At 68.0% G+C, this 21,530-nt stretch carries 21 protein-coding genes; 20 read left to right on the forward strand and 1 reads right to left on the reverse strand.

Annotated elements, in window-relative coordinates; translation table 11 throughout:
* The first annotated feature begins 158 nt into the window (after positions 1–158).
* From MNR01_RS00855 to asnB, 5 genes are all read left to right on the forward strand, one after another.
* Entirely contained in the window at positions 159–1,322 is a 1,164-nt protein-coding gene (locus tag MNR01_RS00855) for an acyl-CoA dehydrogenase family protein (protein ID WP_241919119.1), read from the forward strand.
* A 98-nt stretch (positions 1,323–1,420) separates the two neighbouring features.
* On the forward strand, positions 1,421–1,978 hold the full coding sequence (locus MNR01_RS00860; protein WP_241919120.1) for a GNAT family N-acetyltransferase: 558 nt from the start codon (positions 1,421–1,423) through the stop codon (positions 1,976–1,978).
* Complete coding sequence (locus tag MNR01_RS00865; RefSeq protein ID WP_241919121.1) at positions 1,975–2,619, forward strand: glutathione S-transferase family protein; 645 nt, start codon at positions 1,975–1,977, stop codon at positions 2,617–2,619. Before MNR01_RS00860 ends, MNR01_RS00865 begins: the two co-directional genes overlap by 4 nt.
* Before the next feature lie 78 nt (positions 2,620–2,697).
* The gene (locus MNR01_RS00870) at positions 2,698–4,995 is read left to right on the forward strand and encodes a thiamine pyrophosphate-dependent enzyme (RefSeq protein WP_241919122.1); all 2,298 of its coding nucleotides are present in this window, start codon (positions 2,698–2,700) and stop codon (positions 4,993–4,995) included.
* Positions 4,996–5,112: 117 nt separating this feature from the next.
* Positions 5,113–7,071 (forward strand): asparagine synthase (glutamine-hydrolyzing), encoded by a 1,959-nt coding sequence (gene asnB, locus MNR01_RS00875; protein ID WP_241919123.1) that lies wholly within the window; start codon positions 5,113–5,115, stop codon positions 7,069–7,071.
* Between the two features lie 47 nt (positions 7,072–7,118).
* Here asnB and MNR01_RS00880 read toward each other — a convergent pair whose 3' ends face one another.
* Positions 7,119–7,643, reverse strand: coding sequence for a tRNA-modifying protein YgfZ (locus tag MNR01_RS00880; RefSeq protein ID WP_241919124.1), 525 nt, complete (start codon positions 7,641–7,643; stop codon positions 7,119–7,121).
* A 297-nt stretch (positions 7,644–7,940) separates the two neighbouring features.
* Here MNR01_RS00880 and MNR01_RS17520 point away from each other — a divergent pair, with 297 nt between their 5' ends.
* The 15 genes from MNR01_RS17520 (at position 7,941) to kdsB (ending at position 21,530) form a co-directional block, all read left to right on the forward strand.
* Entirely contained in the window at positions 7,941–8,189 is a 249-nt protein-coding gene (locus MNR01_RS17520) for a DUF1674 domain-containing protein (RefSeq protein WP_345779043.1), read from the forward strand.
* A 62-nt stretch (positions 8,190–8,251) separates the two neighbouring features.
* Entirely contained in the window at positions 8,252–8,662 is a 411-nt protein-coding gene (gene sdhC, locus MNR01_RS00890) for a succinate dehydrogenase, cytochrome b556 subunit (RefSeq protein WP_241919126.1), read from the forward strand.
* Positions 8,659–9,054, forward strand: a complete 396-nt coding sequence (gene sdhD / locus MNR01_RS00895) for a succinate dehydrogenase, hydrophobic membrane anchor protein (protein ID WP_241919127.1) — start codon at positions 8,659–8,661, stop codon at positions 9,052–9,054. The genes sdhC and sdhD overlap by 4 nt, the downstream gene beginning before the upstream one ends.
* Before the next feature lie 3 nt (positions 9,055–9,057).
* Positions 9,058–10,866, forward strand: a complete 1,809-nt coding sequence (sdhA, locus tag MNR01_RS00900; RefSeq protein ID WP_241919128.1) for a succinate dehydrogenase flavoprotein subunit — start codon at positions 9,058–9,060, stop codon at positions 10,864–10,866.
* A 15-nt stretch (positions 10,867–10,881) separates the two neighbouring features.
* Complete coding sequence (locus tag MNR01_RS00905; protein WP_241919129.1) at positions 10,882–11,664, forward strand: succinate dehydrogenase iron-sulfur subunit; 783 nt, start codon at positions 10,882–10,884, stop codon at positions 11,662–11,664.
* Positions 11,665–11,831: 167 nt separating this feature from the next.
* Entirely contained in the window at positions 11,832–12,086 is a 255-nt protein-coding gene (locus MNR01_RS00910; RefSeq protein WP_241920683.1) for a succinate dehydrogenase assembly factor 2, read from the forward strand.
* Positions 12,037–12,486 (forward strand): hypothetical protein, encoded by a 450-nt coding sequence (locus tag MNR01_RS00915; RefSeq protein WP_241919130.1) that lies wholly within the window; start codon positions 12,037–12,039, stop codon positions 12,484–12,486. Before MNR01_RS00910 ends, MNR01_RS00915 begins: the two co-directional genes overlap by 50 nt.
* A gap of 6 nt (positions 12,487–12,492) precedes the next feature.
* Positions 12,493–13,737, forward strand: coding sequence for a lipoprotein-releasing ABC transporter permease subunit (locus MNR01_RS00920; protein ID WP_241919131.1), 1,245 nt, complete (start codon positions 12,493–12,495; stop codon positions 13,735–13,737).
* Positions 13,730–14,452 carry a lipoprotein-releasing ABC transporter ATP-binding protein LolD gene (gene lolD / locus MNR01_RS00925; RefSeq protein ID WP_241919132.1) on the forward strand — a complete coding sequence of 241 codons (723 nt, stop codon included), beginning with the start codon at positions 13,730–13,732 and terminating at the stop codon, positions 14,450–14,452. The genes MNR01_RS00920 and lolD overlap by 8 nt, the downstream gene beginning before the upstream one ends.
* Positions 14,453–14,467: 15 nt before the next feature.
* Complete coding sequence (locus MNR01_RS00930; RefSeq protein ID WP_241919133.1) at positions 14,468–16,834, forward strand: DNA internalization-related competence protein ComEC/Rec2; 2,367 nt, start codon at positions 14,468–14,470, stop codon at positions 16,832–16,834.
* Between the two features lie 24 nt (positions 16,835–16,858).
* Positions 16,859–17,494: a MotA/TolQ/ExbB proton channel family protein gene (locus MNR01_RS00935; protein ID WP_241919134.1), complete on the forward strand. Its 636-nt coding sequence runs from the start codon at positions 16,859–16,861 to the stop codon at positions 17,492–17,494.
* A gap of 13 nt (positions 17,495–17,507) precedes the next feature.
* On the forward strand, positions 17,508–17,954 hold the full coding sequence (locus tag MNR01_RS00940) for a biopolymer transporter ExbD (RefSeq protein ID WP_241919135.1): 447 nt from the start codon (positions 17,508–17,510) through the stop codon (positions 17,952–17,954).
* Positions 17,951–19,699 (forward strand): lipid A export permease/ATP-binding protein MsbA, encoded by a 1,749-nt coding sequence (gene msbA, locus MNR01_RS00945; RefSeq protein WP_241919136.1) that lies wholly within the window; start codon positions 17,951–17,953, stop codon positions 19,697–19,699. Before MNR01_RS00940 ends, msbA begins: the two co-directional genes overlap by 4 nt.
* Positions 19,696–20,751 carry a tetraacyldisaccharide 4'-kinase gene (gene lpxK / locus MNR01_RS00950; protein ID WP_241919137.1) on the forward strand — a complete coding sequence of 352 codons (1,056 nt, stop codon included), beginning with the start codon at positions 19,696–19,698 and terminating at the stop codon, positions 20,749–20,751. Before msbA ends, lpxK begins: the two co-directional genes overlap by 4 nt.
* Complete coding sequence (gene kdsB / locus MNR01_RS00955; RefSeq protein ID WP_241919138.1) at positions 20,748–21,530, forward strand: 3-deoxy-manno-octulosonate cytidylyltransferase; 783 nt, start codon at positions 20,748–20,750, stop codon at positions 21,528–21,530. Before lpxK ends, kdsB begins: the two co-directional genes overlap by 4 nt.

Genomic DNA, 21,530 nt, shown 5'->3' on the forward strand with positions numbered 1-21,530 from the left:
CGGTCTTCGTCAGTTCGTAGGGGGAGGGCAAACGAAGCGCCCTGGTTGCGTGTTCACGTCCGCAAAGACCTAGGAAAAACAGGGGTCTACAGCGCTTCAGGACTACCCGCGGCGCCGGCGGCCATTACAATGGCTGTCTTTCCACAGTCGAGCGCACCATGGCCCTGCACCCGTACGATCTCTACGACGTCCGCTCCCTGCTCACTGACGAGGAGCGCGCCGTACAGGACACGGTGGCGCGTTTCACCAACGAGCGCGTGATTCCGATCATCGGTGACGCGTTCGACCAGGCCCGTTTCCCGAAGGAGCTGGTCGGCGAGATCGCCGAACTGGGTCTGCTCGGTTCCTCGCTGCCGGAGAAGTACGGCTGCGCCGGCCTCAACGCGGTCAGCTATGGCCTGATCTGCCAGGAACTCGAGCGCGGCGACAGCGGCATCCGCAGCTTCGTAAGCGTGCAGTCCTCGCTGTGCATGTACCCGATCTATGCCTACGGTTCGGAAGAGCAGCGCATGCGCTGGCTGCCGGACATGGCCGCGGGCAAGGTCATCGGCTGCTTCGGCCTGACCGAGCCGCACGGTGGTTCCGATCCGGCCAACATGAAGACCCACGCCAGGCGTGACGGCGGCGACTGGGTGCTCAACGGTTCCAAGATGTGGATCACCAACGGCAATGTCGCCGACATCGCGATCGTCTGGGCGCAAACCGACGAGGGCATCCAGGGTTTCATCGTCGAGAAGGGCATGCCCGGTTTCGCCGCGCAGGAAATCAAGCACAAGATGAGCCTGCGCGCGTCGGTGACCAGCTCGCTGTTCTTCGACAACGTGCGCGTGCCGGACAGCAACCGCCTGCCCAATGTGAAGGGCCTCAAGGGTCCGCTGGGCTGCCTGACTCAGGCGCGTTACGGCATCACCTGGGGCCCGATCGGTGCGGCGATCGCCTGCCTCGACGAGGTGCTGAACTACACCAAGGAACGCATCCTGTTCGACCGTCCCGTGGCGGCGACGCAGAGCGCCCAGATCAAGATGGCCGAGATGGCGCGCCGCATCACCCTGGCGCAGTTGCTGGTGGTTCAGCTCGGCCGCCTCAAGGACGCCGGTGCCATGCAGCCGGCGCAGGTGTCGCTGGCCAAGTGGAACAACTGCCGCATGGCCATCGACATCGCACGTGAGTGCCGCGACCTGCTCGGCGGCGCCGGCATCACCACCGAGCATGCGGCGATCCGCCACGCGCTCAACCTGGAGTCGGTGATCACCTACGAGGGCACCGAAACCGTGCATCAGTTGGTGATCGGCCGTGAGCTGACGGGCATCAGCGCGTTTTGAACCGGTAAACCGCCGTTCCCGCGATGACGGGAACCCAGCCACTGGATCCCCGCGTTCGCGGGGATGACGGCTGAAGAACGCCTCCGGAGAAGTCACACGTGTCTGTCTTCGACATCCAGCTCGAAACCCCGCGCCTGCTTCTGCGTCCGCCGCAGGCGGGCGATTTCGACGCGTGGGCGGCGTTTCGTGCCGACGAAGAAGCCACACGCTTCATCGGTGGCGCCGAAGCGCGGCCGATGGCGTGGCGCAACTTCGCCGCGATGATCGGCGTGTGGCACCTCAAGGGCTTCGCCATGTTCTCGGTCATCGAGAAGGCCAGCGGCGAATGGGTAGGGCGCGTCGGACCCTGGCAGCCGGAAGGCTGGCCGGGCACGGAAGTCGGCTGGAGCATCGTCCGCAGGCACTGGGGCAAGGGCTTCGGGCCCGAGGCGGCGGCTGTCTCCATCGACTGGGCCATCGATCACCTGGGCTGGACCGAGGTGATCCACACCATCGATCCGCAGAACACCAATTCCAAGACCGTTGCTGCCAAGCTCGGCTCGCGCTACCTGCGCATGGGCCGCCTGCCGGTGCCATTCGATACCAACGAGATCGAAATCTGGGGTCAGTCGCGCGAGCAGTGGCTCGCCCGACGCACACGCGAGGAGCGCACATGATCACCGTCTATGGCTATTCCTGTTCGGGCAACTGCCACAAGCTGAAGTTGTTGCTGACCCAGCTTGGCCGCGAGTTCAAGTGGGTCGAGATCGACAGCACCTGCGGCGAAACACGCACGCCCGAATACCTGGGCAAGAATCCCAACGGCAAGGTGCCGATGGTCGAGCTCGAGGACGGTCGCATCCTCACCGAGTCCAACGCGATCCTGTGCTGGCTGGCCGAAGGCACGCCGTTCTGGGCGGGCGATGCCTGGCAGCGTGCGCAGGTGCTGAGCTGGATGTTCTTCGAGCAGTACAGCCATGAACCGTATGTCGCGGTTGCGCGCTTCATCCGTGGCTGGACGACGCTGGACTCGCCGCGCCGGGCCACGCTGGAGCAGTTGCGCGAGCGCGGTCACCAGGCGCTGGTCGTGATGGAACAGCACCTGGCCGCCCAGCACGAGTGGTTCAGCGGCGAGGCCTATGGCATCGCCGACATCGCCCTGTTCGCCTACACCGTCGTTGCCGACGAAGGTGGCTTCGACGTCTCGCGCTACCCGCAGATACGCGATTGGCTGGCCCGCGTGATGAAGACGCCGGGCTTTGTCGCCATGGCGGCGCCTCCGGTCGAGGTCGCCTCGCGCCTGGCGCTGCCGGACTGATTTCGTCGCGCCGACTGCTTCACAACCGCCATACCAGCTCCCGCGCCCGGCGCGGGACGACTTCCGAGAACCAGCAAAATGTCCGTACTGCCCAATCCGATCCCCGCGCGCATGAAAGGCCTCAACCGGGCCGAGATCTGCGACGTCAACTTCAGCGAGTTCGTCAAGGCCTGGAACGGCCACGCCGATGCGCGCCCGGCTGCAGGCGAGGCGATCCTCGAGGGCAGTGCGCTTGATGCGCGCGGATTCCGCGAGCTGTTCGAGTCGCAGCTGGTCAGCCGCCACCTCGACCTGATGGCGCGCGTGCTGCGCGTGCAGAACAAGGTCTTCTACACGATCGGCTCCAGCGGTCACGAAGGCAACGCGATGGTGGCGCGCCTGACCCGCCATACCGATCCGGCATTCCTGCACTACCGCTCCGGCGGCTTCATGGCCGAGCGCTTCCGCAAGTTGCCGGGCGCAGATGGCAAGCCGCGTGACCCGGTGATGGATTCGGCCCTGTCGTTCGCCGCCAGCAAGGACGACCCGGCCAGCGGTGGCCGCCACAAGGTCTGGGGCAGCAAGCCGTTGTGGGTCCTGCCGCAGACCTCGACCATCGCCTCGCACCTGCCCAAGGCACTGGGCACGGCGGTCGCCATCGAAGCCGGCAAGCGCCTGGGTCACGCGTTGCCGGTTCCGGACGACAGCATCACGATCTGCTCCTTCGGCGACGCGTCGGCCAACCACGCCACTGCGCAGACCGCATTCAACGCCGCCGCCTGGACCGCGTACCAGAAGCTGCCGGCGCCGGTCCTGTTCGTCTGCGAGGACAACGGCATCGGCATCTCGGTGAAGACCCCCGGTGGCTGGATCGGCAACCGCTTCCGCAACATGGACGGCCTGGATTACTTCACTGCCGACGGCCTCGACCTGGCCGCCGGCTACGGCGACGTGCAGCGCGCCGTCGAACATTGCCGCAGCACGCGCCGTCCGACCTTCCTGCACCTGAAGACGACCCGCATCATGGGTCACGCCGGCACCGACTTCGAGATCGAATGGCGTTCGATCGAGGAGCTGTGCGCGGTCGAGGCCACCGACCCGTTGCTGCGCTCTGCCGCGATCGCGCTGGAGTCGGGCCTGATGTCGAAGGACGAAGTCCTCGACCTGTACGAGCAGACCCGCAAGAGGTGCTTCGCCGCCGCCGACGAGGCCGACCGTCGTCCCAAGCTCGACAATCTGGCCGAAGTGATCGCGCCATTGGCGCCGTACACGCCGGCCAAGGTCGCCGCCGAAGCCAGGCGGGCCGATTACGGCCCGCGCCGCCTGGAAGTGTTCGGCAGCGAGGCCAAGCTGCCGGAGAACCAGCCGCCACGGCATCTGGCGATCCAGATCAACAACGCCCTGCACGACATCTTCGCCAAGTACCCCGAGACGTTGCTGTTCGGCGAGGACGTGGCGCAGAAGGGTGGCGTCTACACCGTCACCAAGGGCTTGCAGAAGGCCTTCGGCCCGCGCCGCGTGTTCAACACGCTGCTCGACGAGACGATGATCCTGGGCATGGCCCAGGGCTTCGCCAACGTCGGCATGCTGCCAATCCCCGAAATCCAGTACCTGGCGTACTTCCACAACGCCTGCGACCAGATCCGCGGCGAGGCGGCAAGCCTGCAGTTCTTCAGCAACAACCAGTTCGCCAATCCGATGGTCGTGCGCATTGCCGGCCTGGGCTACCAGCGCGGCTTCGGCGGCCACTTCCACAACGACAACTCGATCACTGCGCTGCGCGACATCCCGGGCCTGGTGGTGGGTTGCCCGTCGCGCGGTGACGACGCGGCGACGATGCTGCGCACGTTGACGGCGCTGGCCAAGGTGGACGGACGGGTGAGCGTGTTCCTGGAGCCGATCGCGCTGTACATGACCAAGGACCTGTACGAAGCCGGCGACGGCGCCTGGCTGACGAGCTATCCCAAGCCCGACGAAGCGATGACGCTGGGCGAGGGTCGCGTCTACGGCGAAGGCAACGACGACCTGGTGATCTTCAGCTACGGCAACGGCGTGCCGATGAGCCTGCGCGCGGCGCGGACCATCGAGGCCAAGCATGGCTGGAAGACCCGCGTGGTCGACCTGCGCTGGCTGGTGCCGCTCAACGAGGACTACATCCGCGAGCAGGCGCGCAGCGCCAGGCGCCTGCTGATCGTCGACGAAGGCCGCCACAGCGCTGGCGTGGGCGAAGGCGTCCTGACCGCGATCGCCGAAGGCGGGCTCTTCAAGGGAACGCACGGTGCGCGGCCGTTCCAGCGCGTCGTCGGCGTCGACACCTACACGCCGCTGGCCGGCGCTGCATTCCTGGTGATTCCGGGCGAGGACGACATCGTGGCGGCGGCGGATCGGCTGGCCTGAGATACCCTTGCCGTCATCCGCCGGCACGGTCATCCCTTGCTTCGCTCGGGGTGACCGCATGTTGCCGGGATGACACCATGGGTTTGGCTGTTCCGTTCCCGCTTCTGAGGACTACCGATGTGCGGTCTCGCCGGATTGTTGCGCGCCACCCCCGACGCCAGTGATGAGCGGCTGACGACGCTCGCTGGCGCGATGGGCGATGCGCTGGTCCATCGGGGCCCGGATGATCGCGGTGTCTGGACGGAAGCGGAGGCGGGCATCGCGCTCGCCCATCGACGACTTAGCATCCTCGACCTGTCGCCGCTGGGACATCAGCCGATGGCGTCGAGCGACCACCGCTTCGTCATCGCCTACAACGGCGAGGTCTACAACTTCGCCGAGCTGCGCGAGGTGCTGGTCGCGCGCGGCCACGCCTTCCGCGGCCACTCCGACACCGAAGTGCTGCTGGCCGCGGTGGTGGAGTGGGGCGTGGAAGACGCGATCGCCCGCTGCAACGGCATGTTCGCCATCGCACTGTGGGACCGCCAGGAACGCTGCCTTTGGCTGGCCCGCGACCGCGTCGGCAAGAAGCCGCTGTACTACGGCTGGGCCGGTGAAACCTTCGTGTTCGGCTCCGAGCTCAAGGCGCTGTGGCGGCACCCGGATTTCGACAACGGCGTCAGCCGCGATGCGCTCGCGCTGCTGCTGCGACTGGATTACATCCCGGCGCCGCATGCAATCCACGAAGGCACGTTCAAGCTGATGCCAGGCACGCTGCTGCGCATCGACGCAGCGGCGGTGGCGGGCGGTGCCGGCGCGCATGATCCGGCACGCGACCAGCGCCGCTACTGGGATCCACGCGAACGCATGGAAGCGGCGCTGCGGGCGCCCTTCAAGGGCGACGAGCGCGAAGCCGAGAACCGCCTCGACGAACTCCTGCGCGAGGCGGTCGGCCTGCGCATGGTCGCCGACGTACCGGTCGGCGTGTTCCTGTCGGGCGGCACCGATTCCTCGATCGTCACCGCGCTGATGCAGGCGCAGAGCCGGCATCCGGTGCGCAGCTTCACCATCGGCTTCGAGCGCTCGCACCATGACGAGGCGCACCTTGCGCGCGAGGTCGCCGATCATCTGCATACCGCGCACACCGAGCTGTACGTCAGCGGCAGCGATGCGCTTGCGGTGGTGCCGACGCTGCCGGCGATGTTCGACGAACCGTTCGCCGACGCCTCGCAGGTGCCGACCGCGCTGGTGGCGCGCCTGGCGCGCAGTGCGGTCACCGTGGCCCTGTCGGGTGACGGAGGCGACGAGCTGTTCTTTGGCTACAAGCGTTACGAGCGCGCATTGCGCAACTGGCGCTGGCAGCGTCGCGTGCCGTCGCCGCTGCGCAAGGCCCTGGCGCGCAGTGCGACCGGCCATGGCGAAGCCTCCCGCACCGGCGGCTTCGCAGCGCTTGCGGCCGAAATGGGTGCCGGCGGTATTGGCGACGTCTACCGCCAGCGCATCGCGCGCTGGCGCGACCCGGCCTGCGCAGTACCGGGTGCGAAGCTGCCGGCGACGCTCTACGACCAGCCCGATCCGTTGCACGGCGCCGGCACGGCCGCCGACGCGATGATGCTGGCCGACTTCAGCGTCTATCTGCCCGAAGACCTGCTGTGCAAGGTTGACCGGACCAGCATGGCGGTGAGCCTGGAGGCGAGGGCGCCGTTGCTGGACTGGCACGTGGCGGAGTTCGCCTGGTCGCTGCCGCTGGCGTTCAAGCGCCACGCCAAGGGCAACAAATACCTGCTCAAGCAGGTCCTGCGGCGTTATTTGCCGGACGAGATGGTCGACCGCGGCAAGCGCGGGTTTGGCGCGCCGGTCAGCGACTGGCTGCGCGGCGACCTGCGCGACTGGGCCTCAGCACTGCTGGACGAGCAGCGCCTGCGCGAAGAAGGCTATTTCGACGCCGCTGCCGTGCACGGCATCTGGCGCAAGTTCCTCGACGGCGAGCGCAAGTGGCACACGCACCTGTGGAACGTGCTGATGTTCCAGGCGTGGCACGAGCATTGGCGCCAGCAGCGAAACGTAGCCCGGGTAAGCGAAGCGCACCCGGGTTGATGCGGCGGCTACCCCGGGTGCGCTTCGCTTACCCGGGCTACTCGGTGTCAGCGTCGCAGTCCGTCGCGCAGCGGCAACTCGCGCAAGGCGGCATCGCCCGCGCTCATCGGCTGTGCCTCGCGCTCCAGCGGCAGCACGGCCAGGGCAACATGCCGCCCATCGGCATCGGAACCGGCCACCAGCTTGCCCAGCGGAACCGCTCCGGCCATCACGTCCGTGCCGGCGGCCAAAGCCGCATCGCTCTCGAGCAACGCCAGGCCCCGTTTGGCCTGGCCGAGGAAATGCGTGCGCGCGACGATTTCCTGGCCCGGATAGCACCCCTTCTTCACGCTGAAGGCCTGCAGACGATCCAGGGACAGCTGCTGCGGCGTCCAGTGACCGGCCTGGGAGGCGGGCAGGCGCGGCAGGCCGTGCTCGAGGTCGTAGGCCTGCCAGCGCGCCAGCGCCTGCGCATCGGCTGTGGCGCTGGCGGCAAGCGCCATGCGCAGGCTGCGCGGCCCGGCGTCGCCGCCCAGGTCCATTTCCACCGTCTCGACCCCGTCATCACCGCCGAGGGCGGAGCCTTGTGCCATCGCCGGTGCCGCAAAGGAGCCGCTGACGTGCAGATCCTGGCGAACTTCGATCTTGACCTTGCTGCGAAACACGAAGCGCTGCAGGGCGGCTGCCAACTCGACAGGGTCGGCATCGGGCAGCAGCAGCCAAAGCTGCTCATCGGACAGTTTCAGCAAAGCGAACAGCGCCACGACGCGCCCTTTCGGCGTCAGCCAGCCATTCCACTGCCAGCTGCGCGGCTCAAGCAGGCCGACGTCGTTCATGAACTGCGCCTGCGCAAAAGCGACCGCATCACGCCCGCTGAGCGCGATCAGGCGATGGTCGGGCAGGGCGAAGGCGGGGCCGGCGACGGCCTGCGGGTTGTCATGCATGGGGCGCGGGAATTAACATTCAGCGCCGTGATGATAGGCCAAACCCCACCCGTTGAAGCGCCCGAGGCAGATTCGACTCCGCAGCCCGCGCCATTGACGGATCCCAACAGGCCAAAGGAGCACGGCGGGCGCGAAGGCCCCGAACCGACCCGCTACGGCGACTGGGAAAAGAACGGCCGCTGCATCGATTTCTGACGCGTCACCACGCTTCCCCGCCACGCGGCACCTGCCGCCCAGCTCAGAGAACGCCATAGCCCATGGCTAACGATCCACGCGTCCGCGAACGCCCCCTGTCACCGCACATGCAGATCTACAGCTGGCAGGTGCAGATGGTGACCTCGATCCTGCACCGCGGCACAGGCATCGTCCTGACCCTGGGCAGCCTGCTCGTTGTGTGGGCGCTGGTGGCACTGGCTGCCGGACCCGAATCCTGGAGCACCTTCACCGCCTGCGCGCGGTCGCCGCTGGGCTTCCTGGTGCTGTTCGGCTGGAGCTGGTCGCTGTCCTACCACCTGCTCAACGGCATCCGCCACCTGGTGCAGGACGCCGGCTTCGGCTACCGCATCGAATCGTTCGTGCGCAGCAGCTGGATCTCAGTCTTCGGCAGCCTGGTGCTGACGGTGATCATATGGCTGCTGGCGATGATGGCCCAGCGGGGTGGCGCATGAGCATCAACAACAACCGCCTGCGCAACCCGCTCAAGACCGCGCGCGGCCTGGGCTCGGCCAAGGACGGTACCCACCACTTCATCGTCCAGCGCGTCACCGCGATCGCGCTGGTGTTCCTGTCGATCTATGTCATCGGCCTGATCCTGTCGCTGATCGGCGACGACTACGCCAGCGTGCGCGCCACGGTCGGCCACCCGTGCAACGCCGTGCTGCTGTCGGCGTTCCTGATCGCCTCGTTCTGGCATGCCAAGCTCGGCATGCAGGTGATCATCGAGGATTACGTCCATACCCCGGGGCTGGCGATGGCATCGCAGCTTGCGGTCGTTTTCGTTTGCGTTCTCGCGGCATTGGCCAGCGTGCTCGCCGTCATCCGCATCGCGCTGGGAGCCTGATCCATGGCCGCCGCCTCCAAGAACCCTGCTTATAAAATCATCGAACACACCTTCGACATGGTCGTCGTCGGCGCCGGTGGCGCCGGTCTGCGCGCGACCTTCGGCCTGGCCCAGAAGGGCCTGAAGACCGCCTGCATCACCAAGGTGTTCCCGACCCGTTCGCACACCGTGGCCGCGCAGGGCGGCGTCGCCGCGGCGCTGGCCAACATGGGCGAGGACGACTGGCGCTACCACTTCTTCGATACCGTCAAGGGCTCGGACTGGCTGGGCGACCAGGACGCGATCGAGTACATGTGCAAGGAAGCCATCCCGGCGATCATCGAGCTGGAGCACTACGGCGTTCCGTTCTCGCGCACCGACGACGGCAAGATCTACCAGCGCCCGTTCGGCGGCATGACCACCCGTTACGGCGAAGGCCCGCCGGCGCAGCGCACCTGCGCCGCCGCCGACCGCACCGGCCACGCCATCCTGCACACGCTGTACCAGCAGTCGCTGGCGCATGACGCGCAGTTCTTCATCGAGTACTTCGCCCTCGACCTGATCATGGACGCCAACGGCGCCTGCCGCGGCGTGCTTGCGCTGGACATGGCCGAAGGCACGCTGCACCTGTTCAAGGCGCAGGGCACGGTGCTGGCCACCGGCGGCTACGGCCGCGCCTACTTCTCGGCGACCTCGGCCCATACCTGCACCGGCGACGGCGGCGGCATGGCGCTGCGCGCGGGCCTGTCGCTGCAGGACATGGAGTTCGTGCAGTTCCACCCGACCGGCATCTACGGCGCCGGCTGCCTGATCACCGAGGGTGTCCGCGGCGAAGGCGGCATCCTGCGCAACAGCAACGGCGAGCGCTTCATGGAGCGCTACGCACCGAGCGTGAAGGACCTCGCCCCGCGCGACATGGTCAGCCGCGCGATGACGATGGAAATCCGCGAAGGCCGCGGCGTCGGCGAGTTCAAGGACCACATCCTGCTCGACCTGACCCACCTCGGCCCGGAAGTGATCCACGAAAAGCTGCCCGGCATTGCCGAGTCGGCGCGCATCTTCGCCAACGTCGACGTCGAGAAGCAGCCGATCCCGGTGATTCCGACCGTCCACTACAACATGGGCGGCATCCCGACCAACTACCACGGCGAAGTGGTGCAGCTGCGCAACGGCAACCCGGACGAAGTCGTCCCGGGCCTGTACGCGATCGGCGAAGCGGCCTGCGTGTCGGTGCACGGCGCCAACCGCCTGGGCTCGAACTCGCTGCTCGACCTGGTCGTGTTCGGTCGCGCCGTCGCCAACCGCGCTGCCGAGACGGTCAAGGTCGACGGCAAGCAGGCGCGCCTGGCCGGCGATGCCTGCGACTCGGCCCTGGCGCGCCTGGACAAACTGCGCAACGCCAACGGCGGCACGCCGACCGCGGTCATCCGCGACAAGATGCAGCGCACGATGCAGCTCGACGCCGCGGTGTTCCGCACCGGCGAGACGCTGGCTGACGGCGTGCGCAAGATGCGCGAGATCCACGCGTCGTTCGGCGACGTCAAGGTTGCCGACCGTTCGCTGATCTGGAACTCGGACCTGATCGAGACCTACGAGCTGTCCAACCTGCTCGACCAGGCACTGGTGACGATTGTTTCTGCCGAGAACCGCACCGAATCGCGCGGCGCCCACGCCCGCGAGGACTTCCCGGACCGCGACGACGCCCACTGGCAGAAGCACACGCTGTGCTCGATCAGCGAGGCTGGCGATACCGCCATCGATTACCGCCCGGTGCACATGTACACGTTGAGCGACGACGTGGCCGTGGTTCCGCCGAAGAAGCGCGTCTACTGATCCGGAGCGAGCAACGTGGCTGAATTCTCACTACCCAAGAACTCGCAGATCCAGAAGGGCCGCCACTGGGCGTCACCGGGCGCCAAACAGCCCCGCACCTTCAAGGTCTACCGCTGGAACCCCGACGACGGCATGAATCCGCGCGTGGACACCTACGAGGTGGACATGGCGACGTGCGGTCCGATGGTTCTGGATGCGCTGATCAAGATCAAGAACGAGATCGACCCGACCCTGACCTTCCGCCGTTCCTGCCGCGAGGGCATCTGCGGTTCGTGCGCGATGAACATCGACGGCACCAACACGCTGGCGTGCACCAAGGCGATCGACGACTGCGGCAAGGCCGAAGTCCCGATCTACCCATTGCCGCACATGCCGGTGGTGAAGGATCTGGTCCCGGACCTGACCCACTTCTACGCCCAGTACGCCTCGATCAAGCCGTGGCTGCGCACGCAGAGCCCGGCACCGTCCGACCGCGAGCGCCTGCAGTCGCCGCAGGACCGCAAGAAGCTCGATGGCCTGTACGAGTGCATCCTGTGCGCGTGCTGCTCGACCAGCTGCCCGAGCTACTGGTGGAACGGCGACCGTTACCTGGGTCCGGCGATCCTGCTGCAGGCCTACCGCTGGATCATCGACTCGCGTGACGAGGACACCGGTGCGCGCCTGGACGATCTGGAAGACCCGTTCAAGCTGTACCGCTGCCATACCATCATGAACTGCGCGCGCACCTGCCCGAAGGGCTTGAACCCGGCGCAGGCGATCGGCGAGATCAAGAAGCTGATGCTGGCCCGCCGCGCCTGACGGCGCGGCGTCGTAGCCCGGGTAATCGCAGCGCACCCGGGACTCGAAAGCGCACAAACCCGTAGCCCGGGTAAGCGAAGCGCACCCGGGATCGCGCGGGCACCCGGGTGCGCTTCGCTTACCGGGCTACAGTTCGGTCTGGAGACGGGAGTAGCGGTTTGGAAGGCATCGACGAAGCCGACGAACGCGAGCTGCGCCGCCTGCGCTGGCGCTGCCGGCGTGGCATGCGCGAACTCGATCAGCTGTTCGAGCGTTACCTGGATCGCGCATGGCGACAGGCCGGCGAGGGCGAGCGCGTGGTTTTCCTACGATTGCTCGAAACCGAGGACGATAAGCTCTGGCACTGGTTCATGGGCCATGACGCGCCGACCGATGCCGACCTCGCAGCGCTCGTCGCGCGCATCCGCTCCCTGCCTCCTTGAGTGGCGCCCGTCGCGGCTGCTCGCCGCGGCACTGGCGCTGCTTGGGGTACTGGCCGCGCTGGCCCTGATCGGCTCTGAACTTCCCCCGCCGTTGTCGCTGCCGCTGGCGCTGCTTGCGGCCGGGGAGGGGCTGCGGCTGGCACGCCGGGAGCGGTTGCGGCCCACCCGGCTGGTGGTGATCGGGGGCGACGGTACGGCCAAGGTGGACGGGCAGGCGATCACCGCCCTCTGCGTGGAGTGGCGCGGTCCCCTGGCTTTCATGCGGTTTCGCGATGTCGATGGCCGTTCGCACCGTCTCGCCTGGTGGCCCGACACCCTGCCGGCCGCCAGGCGCCGTGAACTCAGGCTGGCCGCACCGGTCAAAGCGGCTGCGCAGAAAGCGTCTTCGATGGCACCATAGTCCGATATGTTCAAACCCATCCCAGTGGCCATCGGCCTGCGCTACCTCCGGGCCAAGCGCCGCAACGGCTTCATCTCCTTCATTTCCCTGGCCTCCATCGCCGGCATTGCGCTGGGCGTGACGGCGCTGATCACCACCCTGGCGGTGATGAGCGGCTTCCAGCGTGAAATCCGCGATCGCATGCTGCAGATGGCGGCGCACGCCACCGTCAGTGCCTATGGCGAACCGCTGACCGACTGGCAGCAGGCCGTCAACAAGGCCGTGGCCGATGCGCGCGTGGCCGGCGCCGCTCCGTACATCGAGAAGGAGGCGCTGCTGTCGGGATTGCGCAACCAGCCGGCCATGGTCCGCGCCGTGCTGCCGGACCAGGAGAGCAAGGTCTCGGTGCTGGCCGAAAAGATGGTCCAGGGCAAGCTCGACTCGCTGCAGCGCGGCAGCTTCAACATCGTGCTGGGCAAGGAACTGGCCCTGTGGCTCGGCGTCGGCATCGGCGACAGCGTGGTGATGACCACCAGCGATTTCCGCAGCACGCCACTGGGCGCGGTGCCGCAGCTCAAGCGGTTCACCGTCAGCGGCATCTTCGAAGCCGGCTATAACGAGTTCGACAAGGGCCTGGCCGTCGTCAACATGCACGACATGCAGCGCCTGCTGCGAATGGGCGACGGTGTCACCGGCGTGCGCCTGCGCCTGCACGACATGGACAAGGCCTGGGACGTCGCCCGCGACCTCGCAGTAAATCTTGGTGGCCCGTACCGCGTCAGCGACTGGACCAGCGAGAACGCCAACATGTTCCGGGCGCTGAAGATGGAAAAGACCATCATGGCGATCCTGCTGTCGCTGATCATCGCCATGGGCGCCTTCAACCTGGTCAGCTCGCAGGTGATGCTGGTGACCGACAAGCAGGCCGACATCGCGATCCTGCGCACGCTCGGCCTGACCCCGCGCGGCGTCATGCAGGTGTTCGTGGTGCAGGGCACGCTGATCGGCGTGATCGGCACCGTCATCGGCGTGATCGGCGGCATTGTCCTGACGCTCAACCTGGAACACATCCTCAAGGCGATCGAGGCCGTGCTCGGCGTGCAGCTGCTGCCGGAGGACGTCTACTACATCACCGGCCTGCCGACCGACCTGCAGACCAGCGACGTGGTGATCATCGCCGCGGTCGCGCTGGCCATGGCGTTCATCGCCACCATCTATCCCGCCTGGCGCGCAGCGCGCACGGCCCCGGCGGAGGCGCTGCGCTATGAGTAACGCTATCAACGGCCAGAAACACACGGGCGAGTCGGTCCGGGCCGAGGGCCTGGCGATGACCTACGCCGAAGGCAAGATGCGCACGCCGGTGTTCGAGGGCCTGCAGCTGTCGGTGCAATCGGGCGAGACCGTTGCAATCCTCGGCGCATCCGGCGCCGGCAAGAGCACGCTGCTGCACTTGCTCGGCGGACTGGATACGCCCACCGCCGGCGAAGTGTTCGTGGCCGGGCAGAAGATGAGCTCGCTGTCGGACGCCGCACGCGGTGCGCTGCGCAATCGCGCGCTTGGCTTCGTCTACCAGTTCCACCACCTCCTGCCGGAGTTCACCGCGCTGGAGAACGTCATGCTGCCGGTGCTGCTGGCCGGCGCGCAGGTTGCCGATGCGTCGAAACGGGCGCGGGATCTGCTGGAGTCGGTGGGCCTCGGCCACCGCCTGGAGCACAAGCCCGGCGAACTCTCCGGCGGCGAGCGCCAGCGCGCAGCCGTGGCACGTGCACTGGTGAATCGTCCGGCCTGCGTGCTCGGCGACGAGCCCACCGGCAACCTCGACGAAAAGACCGCGCAGACCGTGTTCGAGCTGATGCTCGCGCTCAACCGCGAGCAGCACACCAGCCTGGTGCTGGTGACCCATGACCGTCGCCTCGCCCGGCGCCTGGATCGCGTGCTGGAACTGCACGAAGGCAAGCTGCGGGAGCTGAGCCCAGCCGAGGTTTAAGACAGGGAGAGGTCGATGCACGAAGCGGCAAGGACGCCGCCGTTCGCAACCACCACTGCACTGGCACTGCTGGGCGGCGTTTGCGCCTGCCTGTGGATGCCGTGGTTGTTGCCGTGGCCGGGCTCGGTCGGGTTGATGCTCATCGGTATCGCCCTGGGGTGGCGCGGGCTACGCCGGCGCCACACTGCGTCGCTGGTGATCGCCTGGGCGCTGCTCGGATTCGGTCTGGCCGGACTGCATGCAGCCCACGCGCTGGCATTGCAGCTGCCGCCCGGGCTGGAGCAGCGCGACGCGCGGGTCAGCGGTCGCGTCGTTGATCTGCCCGTGCATGAAGCCGCGCGCACGCGCTTCGCCTTCCGCGTCGATGATGACGCAACCCAGGCTGAGCCGCTGCGGGGTCGCACGCTGCGTCTGGCGTGGTACGACCGCCATGCGAAAGCGCGCTCCGGCTTGAGGGCGGGGCAGCGCTGGCAGTTCGACGTGCGCCTGCGCGCACCGCGTGGGCTGCGCAATCCCGGCGGTTTCGACAGCGAGCGCCATGCGATGGCGCAACGCATCGCAGCCACCGGCTACCTGCGGCAACTCGAGCAGGCGAGGTTGCTTGCGCCGGCGACGGGACTGGAGGCGTGGCGCGAGGCAATGTCGGAGCGCATCGGCCAGCTGCAGCGGCCGTCAGCGCGATTCGTGCGCGCCCTGGCGCTGGGCGACACGCGCGCACTCGATGACGACGACTGGCATGTGCTGCGCGCTAACGGCCTGACCCACCTGATCGCAATTTCCGGGTTTCACGTCGGTCTCGTGGCCGGTTTCCTCGCGCTGCTGGTGCGGGCATTGTGGTGGTTGTGGCCCATGGCGCTGGCTCGACGCATGCCGGCGCAGATCGCAGCGGCTGCAGGCGGTTTGTGCGGTGCCGTGTTGTACGCCGCCGCGGTCGGATTCGCATTGCCGACCGTGCGCACCGCGTTGATGATTGCCGTCGTAGCGGGTGTGCGCATGTTCCGGCGCCCCCTGAAACTGGCCGATTCGCTGGCGCTGGCGGCATTTGCCGTGCTGTTGATTGATCCGCTGGCGGTGCTGGGCGCCGGGTTCTGGCTGAGCTATGCCGGTGTCGCCTGGTTGTTGTGGTGCCTGCCGCGGGGAAGCAAGCGACCGTTGCATGACTTCCTCTCGGCGCAGGGCGTGGCAACCGTCGGACTGCTGCCGCTGAGCGCGGTGCTGTTCGGCCAGGCTTCGCTCGCGGGGCTGCTGGCGAACCTGGTGGCGGTGCCGCTGTGGAGCCTCGTCGTGGTGCCGCTGTCGCTGCTGGGCCTGGCGCTGGAGATGGCCTCGCCCGGGGCGGGCGCCTGGATGTGGAAGCTGGCGTCGATGGCCTTCGACCTCGCCTGGCCATGGTTCGAGCGCCTGGCGGCTTCCCCGCTGGCGGTCTGGTGGCTGCCCGAGGCGCGCTGGTTCGCCTTGCCGCTGGCGCTGATCGGGGCGTTCTGGCTGCTGCTTCCGCGCGACGTGCCGGGCAAGCCGCTGGCGTTGCTGCTGTTGCTGCCGTTGCTTTGGCCGGATCGCGACCTGCCGCGCCATGGCGAGGCTGGGCTGGTCGTCATCGACGTCGGGCAGGGCCTGTCGGTGCAGGTGCGCACGGCGCGGCACGTCCTCCTCTACGACATGGGTCCCGCGGTCAGAGACGGCTTCGATGCCGGCGAGCGTGCCGTGGTGCCGGCGCTGCAGGCGCTGGGGGTACGTCGGCTGGACCGGCTGGTGGTCAGCCACGCAGACAACGACCACGCCGGCGGGCTGGACGCGGTAGGCCGGGCCTTCGGCCTGGACCGGCTGTGGGCACCGGACGGGGCGCCGATGGCCGGGGCGCGACCGTGCGTGGCCGGGCAGGCCTGGGACTGGGATGGCGTCCGTTTCCGTTTCCTGCACCCGCCGCCGCACTTCCCCTACCTGGGCAACGAAGCCAGCTGCGTGCTCCGGATCGAGGCCGCCGGTGCCTCGGCGCTGCTGACCGGCGATATCGGCGAAGTGGTCGAGCGGATCCTGCTGCGGCGGGATCCGCTGGCCGTTCGCGCCGACGTCGTCACGGTCCCCCACCACGGCAGCGACGGTTCCTCCGACCCGGGTTTCGTCGCAGCCACGGGCGCGGGCCATGCCCTGGTGTCCTCGGGCCATGGCAACCGGTTTGGCCATCCCAGGTCCGCGATCGTGCGGCGATGGGCCCAGGCGGGGGCGCAGGTCCACGACACCGCCGGCGCCGGCGCCCTGCGTGTGCGGCTTGGCCGAGGCGGGGTGAGCGTCGAATCGCGACGGCAGGCACAGCCGCGCCTGTGGGATGCAGCACGGCGCTGGGAGAAGGGCGCGGCTGGGCTATCCTATCAACCTGATTAACTCGGCCGAGGGCCGGAGGTTGGCGTGCTGGAACTGGTCAAGGCCGGCGGTTGGCCGATGATTCCCCTGTTGTTGCTGTCGGTACTGGCCCTGACGCTGATCGTCGAGCGCGCCTGGTCGCTGCGTCGCAGCGCGGTGCTGCCACCCAACCTGGGCAAGGAAGTGCGGACCTGGGCGGGCAGCGGCAAGCTCGACCCGGCGCACATCGAGTCCCTGCGCAAGACCTCCCCCCTGGGCGAGCTGCTGGCCGCCGCCCTGGACGTCCGCCTGCGCCCGCGCGACCAGATCCGCGAGCGCATCGAGGATGTCGGCCGCCATCTGGTCCACAAGATGGAGCGCTACCTCAACACCCTCGGCACCATTGCCGCGGCCGGCCCGCTGCTGGGCCTGTTCGGCACGGTCGTGGGCATGATCCAGATGTTCCTGGGCATCCTCGATCACGGCATCGGCGACGTGAACCAGCTGGCCGGCGGCATCGGCAAGGCCCTGGTCTGCACCGCCGCGGGCATGATCGTGGCGATCCCGGCGCTGATCGCGCACCGCTGGTTCCGCGGTCGCATCGGCGAGTACATCGTCTCGATGGAGCACGAAGCCATCGCCCTGATGGACACGCTCGAGACGCGCCCGGCCGGCGCCGTGCGCACGCCGCAGGCTGCCTGAGGCTCACGTCACGATGCGTATCCGCGACCACCGCGCCTTCGAAGACGGGCTGGAGATCAACCTGGTCCCGTTGATCGACGTGATCCTGGTGCTGATCATTTTCTTCGTCGTCACCGCGACCTTCGACGCCCGCTCGGTGCTCAAGCTCGAGCTGCCACGTGCCACCGGCGAGCAGGCCAGCGACCCGTCCAAGTCGCTGATCGTGCTGGTGAATGCCGATGGCCGTTACTTCGTCGATGACCGCGAAGTGCTGCGCAGCGACGTCGAATCGCTCAAGGCCACGATAGCGGAGGTCGCCGGCAACGATCGCGACCGCCCGGTGATGCTGCGCGCCGACGCGCGTACTCCTTACCAGGCCGTGGTCACCGTCTACGACGCACTCGGACAGCTCGGCTTCCGCAAGGTCATGAACGCAACCGCGCCGCAGACAAACGAAGGCGCCGCGGGGGCGGGCAAGTGAGCGACGCCCCGTCGCCCTGGTCGACTTACCGCCGCCTGCAGGACTTCGTATCGCCGTATCGCGGCGTGCTGCTGATAGCGCTGCTGGGCATGCTGATCGAAGCCGCCGCCGCCGGCGCCTTCACCTGGCTGATGAAGCCGGTGGTCGACGAGACCTTCATCAACAACAACCGCAAGCTGAGCCTGCTGTTGCCGCTGGCGATCGTCGGCATCTTCGTCGCCCGTGGCATCGCCGGTTACATCACCGACACCTTCATGGCACGCGCGGGCCGCAGCATCGCCCGCGACCTGCGCGTGATGGTGCTGGGCAAGTACCTGCGCCTGCCGGGCTTGCGCTTCGATACCGAGCCGGTGGCGTCGATGCTCACGCGCCTGGGCTCGGACAGCGACCAGGTCGCGCAGGCCGCGATCGACGCCGCCAAGGTGATGCTGCAGCAATCGCTGCAGGTCGTGGCGATGATGGGCGTGATGCTCTATTACAGCTGGCGCGTGACCCTCGCCATCCTGCTGCTGGGCCCGCTGCTGGCGTGGACGATGGACACCGTCGGCCGCCGCTACCGCCGCATCGGCCATCGCATCCAGGAGAGCGGCGCACAGTTGCTGCAGTCGGCCGACCAGGCGCTGTCGAACCACCAGGAAGTGAAGGTCTACGGCGCCCAGGGTGCCGAGCTGGACCGTTACTCCGGCCAGGCCAACCACCATCTCCGCCTCAGCCTCAAGGTCGAATCCACCCGAAGCATCTCTTCGGCGGTGGTGCAGCTGATGGGCGCGGTCGGGCTGGCGCTGCTGCTGTTCTTCGCCGGCCGCGAGGCTGCCAACGGCCGCCTGAGCGCGGGCGATTTCGTCAGCCTGATGACCTCGATGCTGGCGGTGATCCCGGCGCTGAAGCAGCTGACCAACGTGCAGGGCATGTTGCAGCGTGGCGTGGCTTCGGCCGAACGCCTGTTCGACGTGCTCGACACGCCGGACGAGATCGACACCGGCAGGCGTCCGCTTGAGCGCTCGCAGGGACTGCTCGAGTTCCGCGACGTCACCGCACGTTATCCGGGCCAGGCGCAGCCGGCGCTGTCCGACATCAGCTTCGTTGCACGCCCCGGCACGGTCACCGCGATCGTCGGCCGCTCCGGCAGCGGCAAGTCGACGCTGATCAAGCTGATCCCGCGCTTCTACGACATCGAAGGCGGACAGATCCTGCTCGATGGCCATCCGCTGCAGGACTACCGACTGGAGGACCTGCGTCGCCAGATCGCGCTCGTCGGCCAGCAGGTGATGCTGTTCGACGGCACCGTCGCTGCCAACGTCGCATACGGCGAGCTTCAGAGCGCCGGCGAACCGGCGCTTGAGCAGGCCGTGCGCGGTGCCAACGCGATGGAGTTCGTCGAGCGCCTGCCGCAGGGGATGCACACCGAGATCGGTGCCAAGGGCGGACGCCTCTCGGGCGGCCAGCGCCAGCGCCTGGCGATCGCCCGCGCGATGCTCAAGGACGCGCCGATCCTGATCCTCGACGAGGCCACGGCCGCGCTCGACACCGAGTCCGAGCGACTGGTGCAGGACGCGCTCGACCATCTGATGCCCAATCGCACCACGCTGGTGATTGCCCACCGCCTGTCGACGATCGAACATGCCGACCAGGTGCTGGTGCTCGACCAGGGGCGTATCGTCGAGCGTGGCACGCACGGCGAACTGCTCGCCCACGGCGGCCTCTACGCCCATCTCCACCGCATGCAGTTCCGCGAGGCTGAATGAGCAAACGGTCGTCGCAAACCCCTGCGTTCTGGTACGACGACGTGCGCGTGCCCTTCGGTGCGCGCCTGCTTTCGGCGGTCTACGGTTCACTGAGCGGGTTGCGTCGCAACCTGTACCTGAAGGGTTGGTTCAAGCGCCAGCATCCGGGTGTGCCGGTGATCGTGGTCGGCAACATCACCGCCGGTGGTGCCGGCAAGACGCCGCTGACCATCGCCCTGGTCGAGCGCCTGCGCGCCGAGGGCTGGAGCCCCGGTGTCGCCAGCCGCGGTTATGGTCGCGATGACGCCAGTGCGGCGATGTGGGTGGATTTCCGCAGCCCGGCCGACGCTGCCGGTGACGAGCCCGTCCTGATCGCACAGCGCACCGGCGTGCGCATCCGTGTCGACCGCGACCGCGCCGCCGCCGCCAAGGCGCTGGCCGAGGCCGGCTGCGACCTGGTGATCTGCGACGACGGCCTGCAGCACTACAAGCTCGCGCGCGACATCGAGATCGAAGTGGTCGACGGCCGCCGTCGCTACGGCAACGGCCAGCTGCTGCCGGCCGGACCGCTGCGCGAACTGCCCGACCGCGGCGCCCGCTGCGACTTCCGCGTGGTCAATGTCGGTGCCGGTGGCAGTGGCAATGGCGACACGGGATTTGGCGAATGGCCGATGCGCCTGCTCGCCGACCAGGCCCAGCCGATGCTGGGCGGGCGCCCACGCCGCCTGGCGTCGTTCTCCGGCCAGCGCGTGCATGCAGTGGCCGGCATCGGCGACCCCGAGCGCTTCTTCTCCATGCTGCGCGGATTCGGCATTGCCGTGGTCCCGCATGCTTTCGCCGATCACCATCGCTATGGCGCCGAGGACTTCGAGTTCGGCAGTCGCGAACTGCCGGTGCTGATGACCGAGAAGGACGCGGTCAAGTGCACGGCGTTCGCCGATGACCGCCATTTCAGCGTGCCGGTGCGCGCCGAGTTGCCGGAGGCATTCTGGGTTTCGCTGCTGGACCGGTTGACGAGCAAGGCGCGTCCGTACCGCCAGGGCGCCAGCAGCAACGAAGGAAAGCAACCATGAGCACGGACACGGCGTCCGATTTCGTCGTCGCCATCCCGGCCCGGTATGCCGCCAGCCGCCTTCCCGGCAAGCCGCTGCGGATGCTTGCCGGCGAGCCGCTGGTGCTGCACGTGGCGCGTCGCGCATTGCAGGCCGGTGCGCGCGAAGTCTGGGTCGCCGCCGACGACGAGCGCATTGCAGCGGCCATCGCCGATTGCGGCGTACGCGTGGCGATGACCTCGCAGGACCACGCCTCCGGCACCGACCGTCTCGCCGAGTGCGCCCGCATCGCCGGATGGAGCGACGACACCGTCGTGGTCAACCTGCAGGGCGATGAGCCCTTCGCGCCGGCCGCAGGCATCCGCGCCGTTGCTGCGCTGATGCTCGACGGCGACATCGAAATGGCGACGCTGGCCGCACCGGTCACCGACGTCGAAACGCTGCTCGATCCCAACGCCGTCAAGCTGGTGCGTGCCGGCAATGGCAACGCCCTTTACTTCAGCCGCGCGCCGATTCCGTGGCCGCGCGATGCCTTCGCACGCGACCGCAGCAGCATGCCGGGGCAGGGCGAGTGGCTGCGCCATATCGGCATCTACGGGTACCGCGCCGGTTTCCTTCAGCGCTTCGCGGCCCTGCCGCCGGGGCGGCTGGAGCAGATCGAATCGCTGGAGCAGCTGCGCGTGCTGGAGGCCGGCTACCGCATCGCTGTCGGCATCACGCCCGAGCCGTTCCCGCCCGGCGTCGACACACCCGAAGACCTGGCCCGTGCCGAATCGTGGATCGCCGCCGGTCGTGGCTGA

It is taken from the genome of Lysobacter sp. S4-A87, assembly GCF_022637455.1.
Classification (GTDB): Bacteria; Pseudomonadota; Gammaproteobacteria; order Xanthomonadales; family Xanthomonadaceae; genus Lysobacter_J.

Excerpts from the sequence above, each read along its gene's own strand:
- sdhA (WP_241919128.1), top strand. The coding sequence starts at position 9,058 with ATGGCCGCCGCCTCCAAGAACCCTGCTTATAAAATCATCGAACACACC.
- sdhD (WP_241919127.1), top strand. The coding sequence starts at position 8,659 with ATGAGCATCAACAACAACCGCCTGCGCAACCCGCTCAAGACCGCGCGC.
- sdhC (WP_241919126.1), top strand. The coding sequence starts at position 8,252 with ATGGCTAACGATCCACGCGTCCGCGAACGCCCCCTGTCACCGCACATG.
- MNR01_RS00915 (WP_241919130.1), top strand. The coding sequence starts at position 12,037 with ATGCCGACCTCGCAGCGCTCGTCGCGCGCATCCGCTCCCTGCCTCCTT.
- lolD (WP_241919132.1), top strand. The coding sequence starts at position 13,730 with ATGAGTAACGCTATCAACGGCCAGAAACACACGGGCGAGTCGGTCCGG.
- MNR01_RS00940 (WP_241919135.1), top strand. The coding sequence starts at position 17,508 with ATGCGTATCCGCGACCACCGCGCCTTCGAAGACGGGCTGGAGATCAAC.
- MNR01_RS00880 (WP_241919124.1), bottom strand. The coding sequence starts at position 7,643 with ATGGCACAAGGCTCCGCCCTCGGCGGTGATGACGGGGTCGAGACGGTG.
- lpxK (WP_241919137.1), top strand. The coding sequence starts at position 19,696 with ATGAGCAAACGGTCGTCGCAAACCCCTGCGTTCTGGTACGACGACGTG.
- MNR01_RS00855 (WP_241919119.1), top strand. The coding sequence starts at position 159 with ATGGCCCTGCACCCGTACGATCTCTACGACGTCCGCTCCCTGCTCACT.
- MNR01_RS00865 (WP_241919121.1), top strand. The coding sequence starts at position 1,975 with ATGATCACCGTCTATGGCTATTCCTGTTCGGGCAACTGCCACAAGCTG.
- asnB (WP_241919123.1), top strand. The coding sequence starts at position 5,113 with ATGTGCGGTCTCGCCGGATTGTTGCGCGCCACCCCCGACGCCAGTGAT.
- MNR01_RS00930 (WP_241919133.1), top strand. The coding sequence starts at position 14,468 with ATGCACGAAGCGGCAAGGACGCCGCCGTTCGCAACCACCACTGCACTG.
- kdsB (WP_241919138.1), top strand. The coding sequence starts at position 20,748 with ATGAGCACGGACACGGCGTCCGATTTCGTCGTCGCCATCCCGGCCCGG.
- MNR01_RS00920 (WP_241919131.1), top strand. The coding sequence starts at position 12,493 with ATGTTCAAACCCATCCCAGTGGCCATCGGCCTGCGCTACCTCCGGGCC.
- MNR01_RS00870 (WP_241919122.1), top strand. The coding sequence starts at position 2,698 with ATGTCCGTACTGCCCAATCCGATCCCCGCGCGCATGAAAGGCCTCAAC.
- MNR01_RS17520 (WP_345779043.1), top strand. The coding sequence starts at position 7,941 with ATGGTCGGGCAGGGCGAAGGCGGGGCCGGCGACGGCCTGCGGGTTGTC.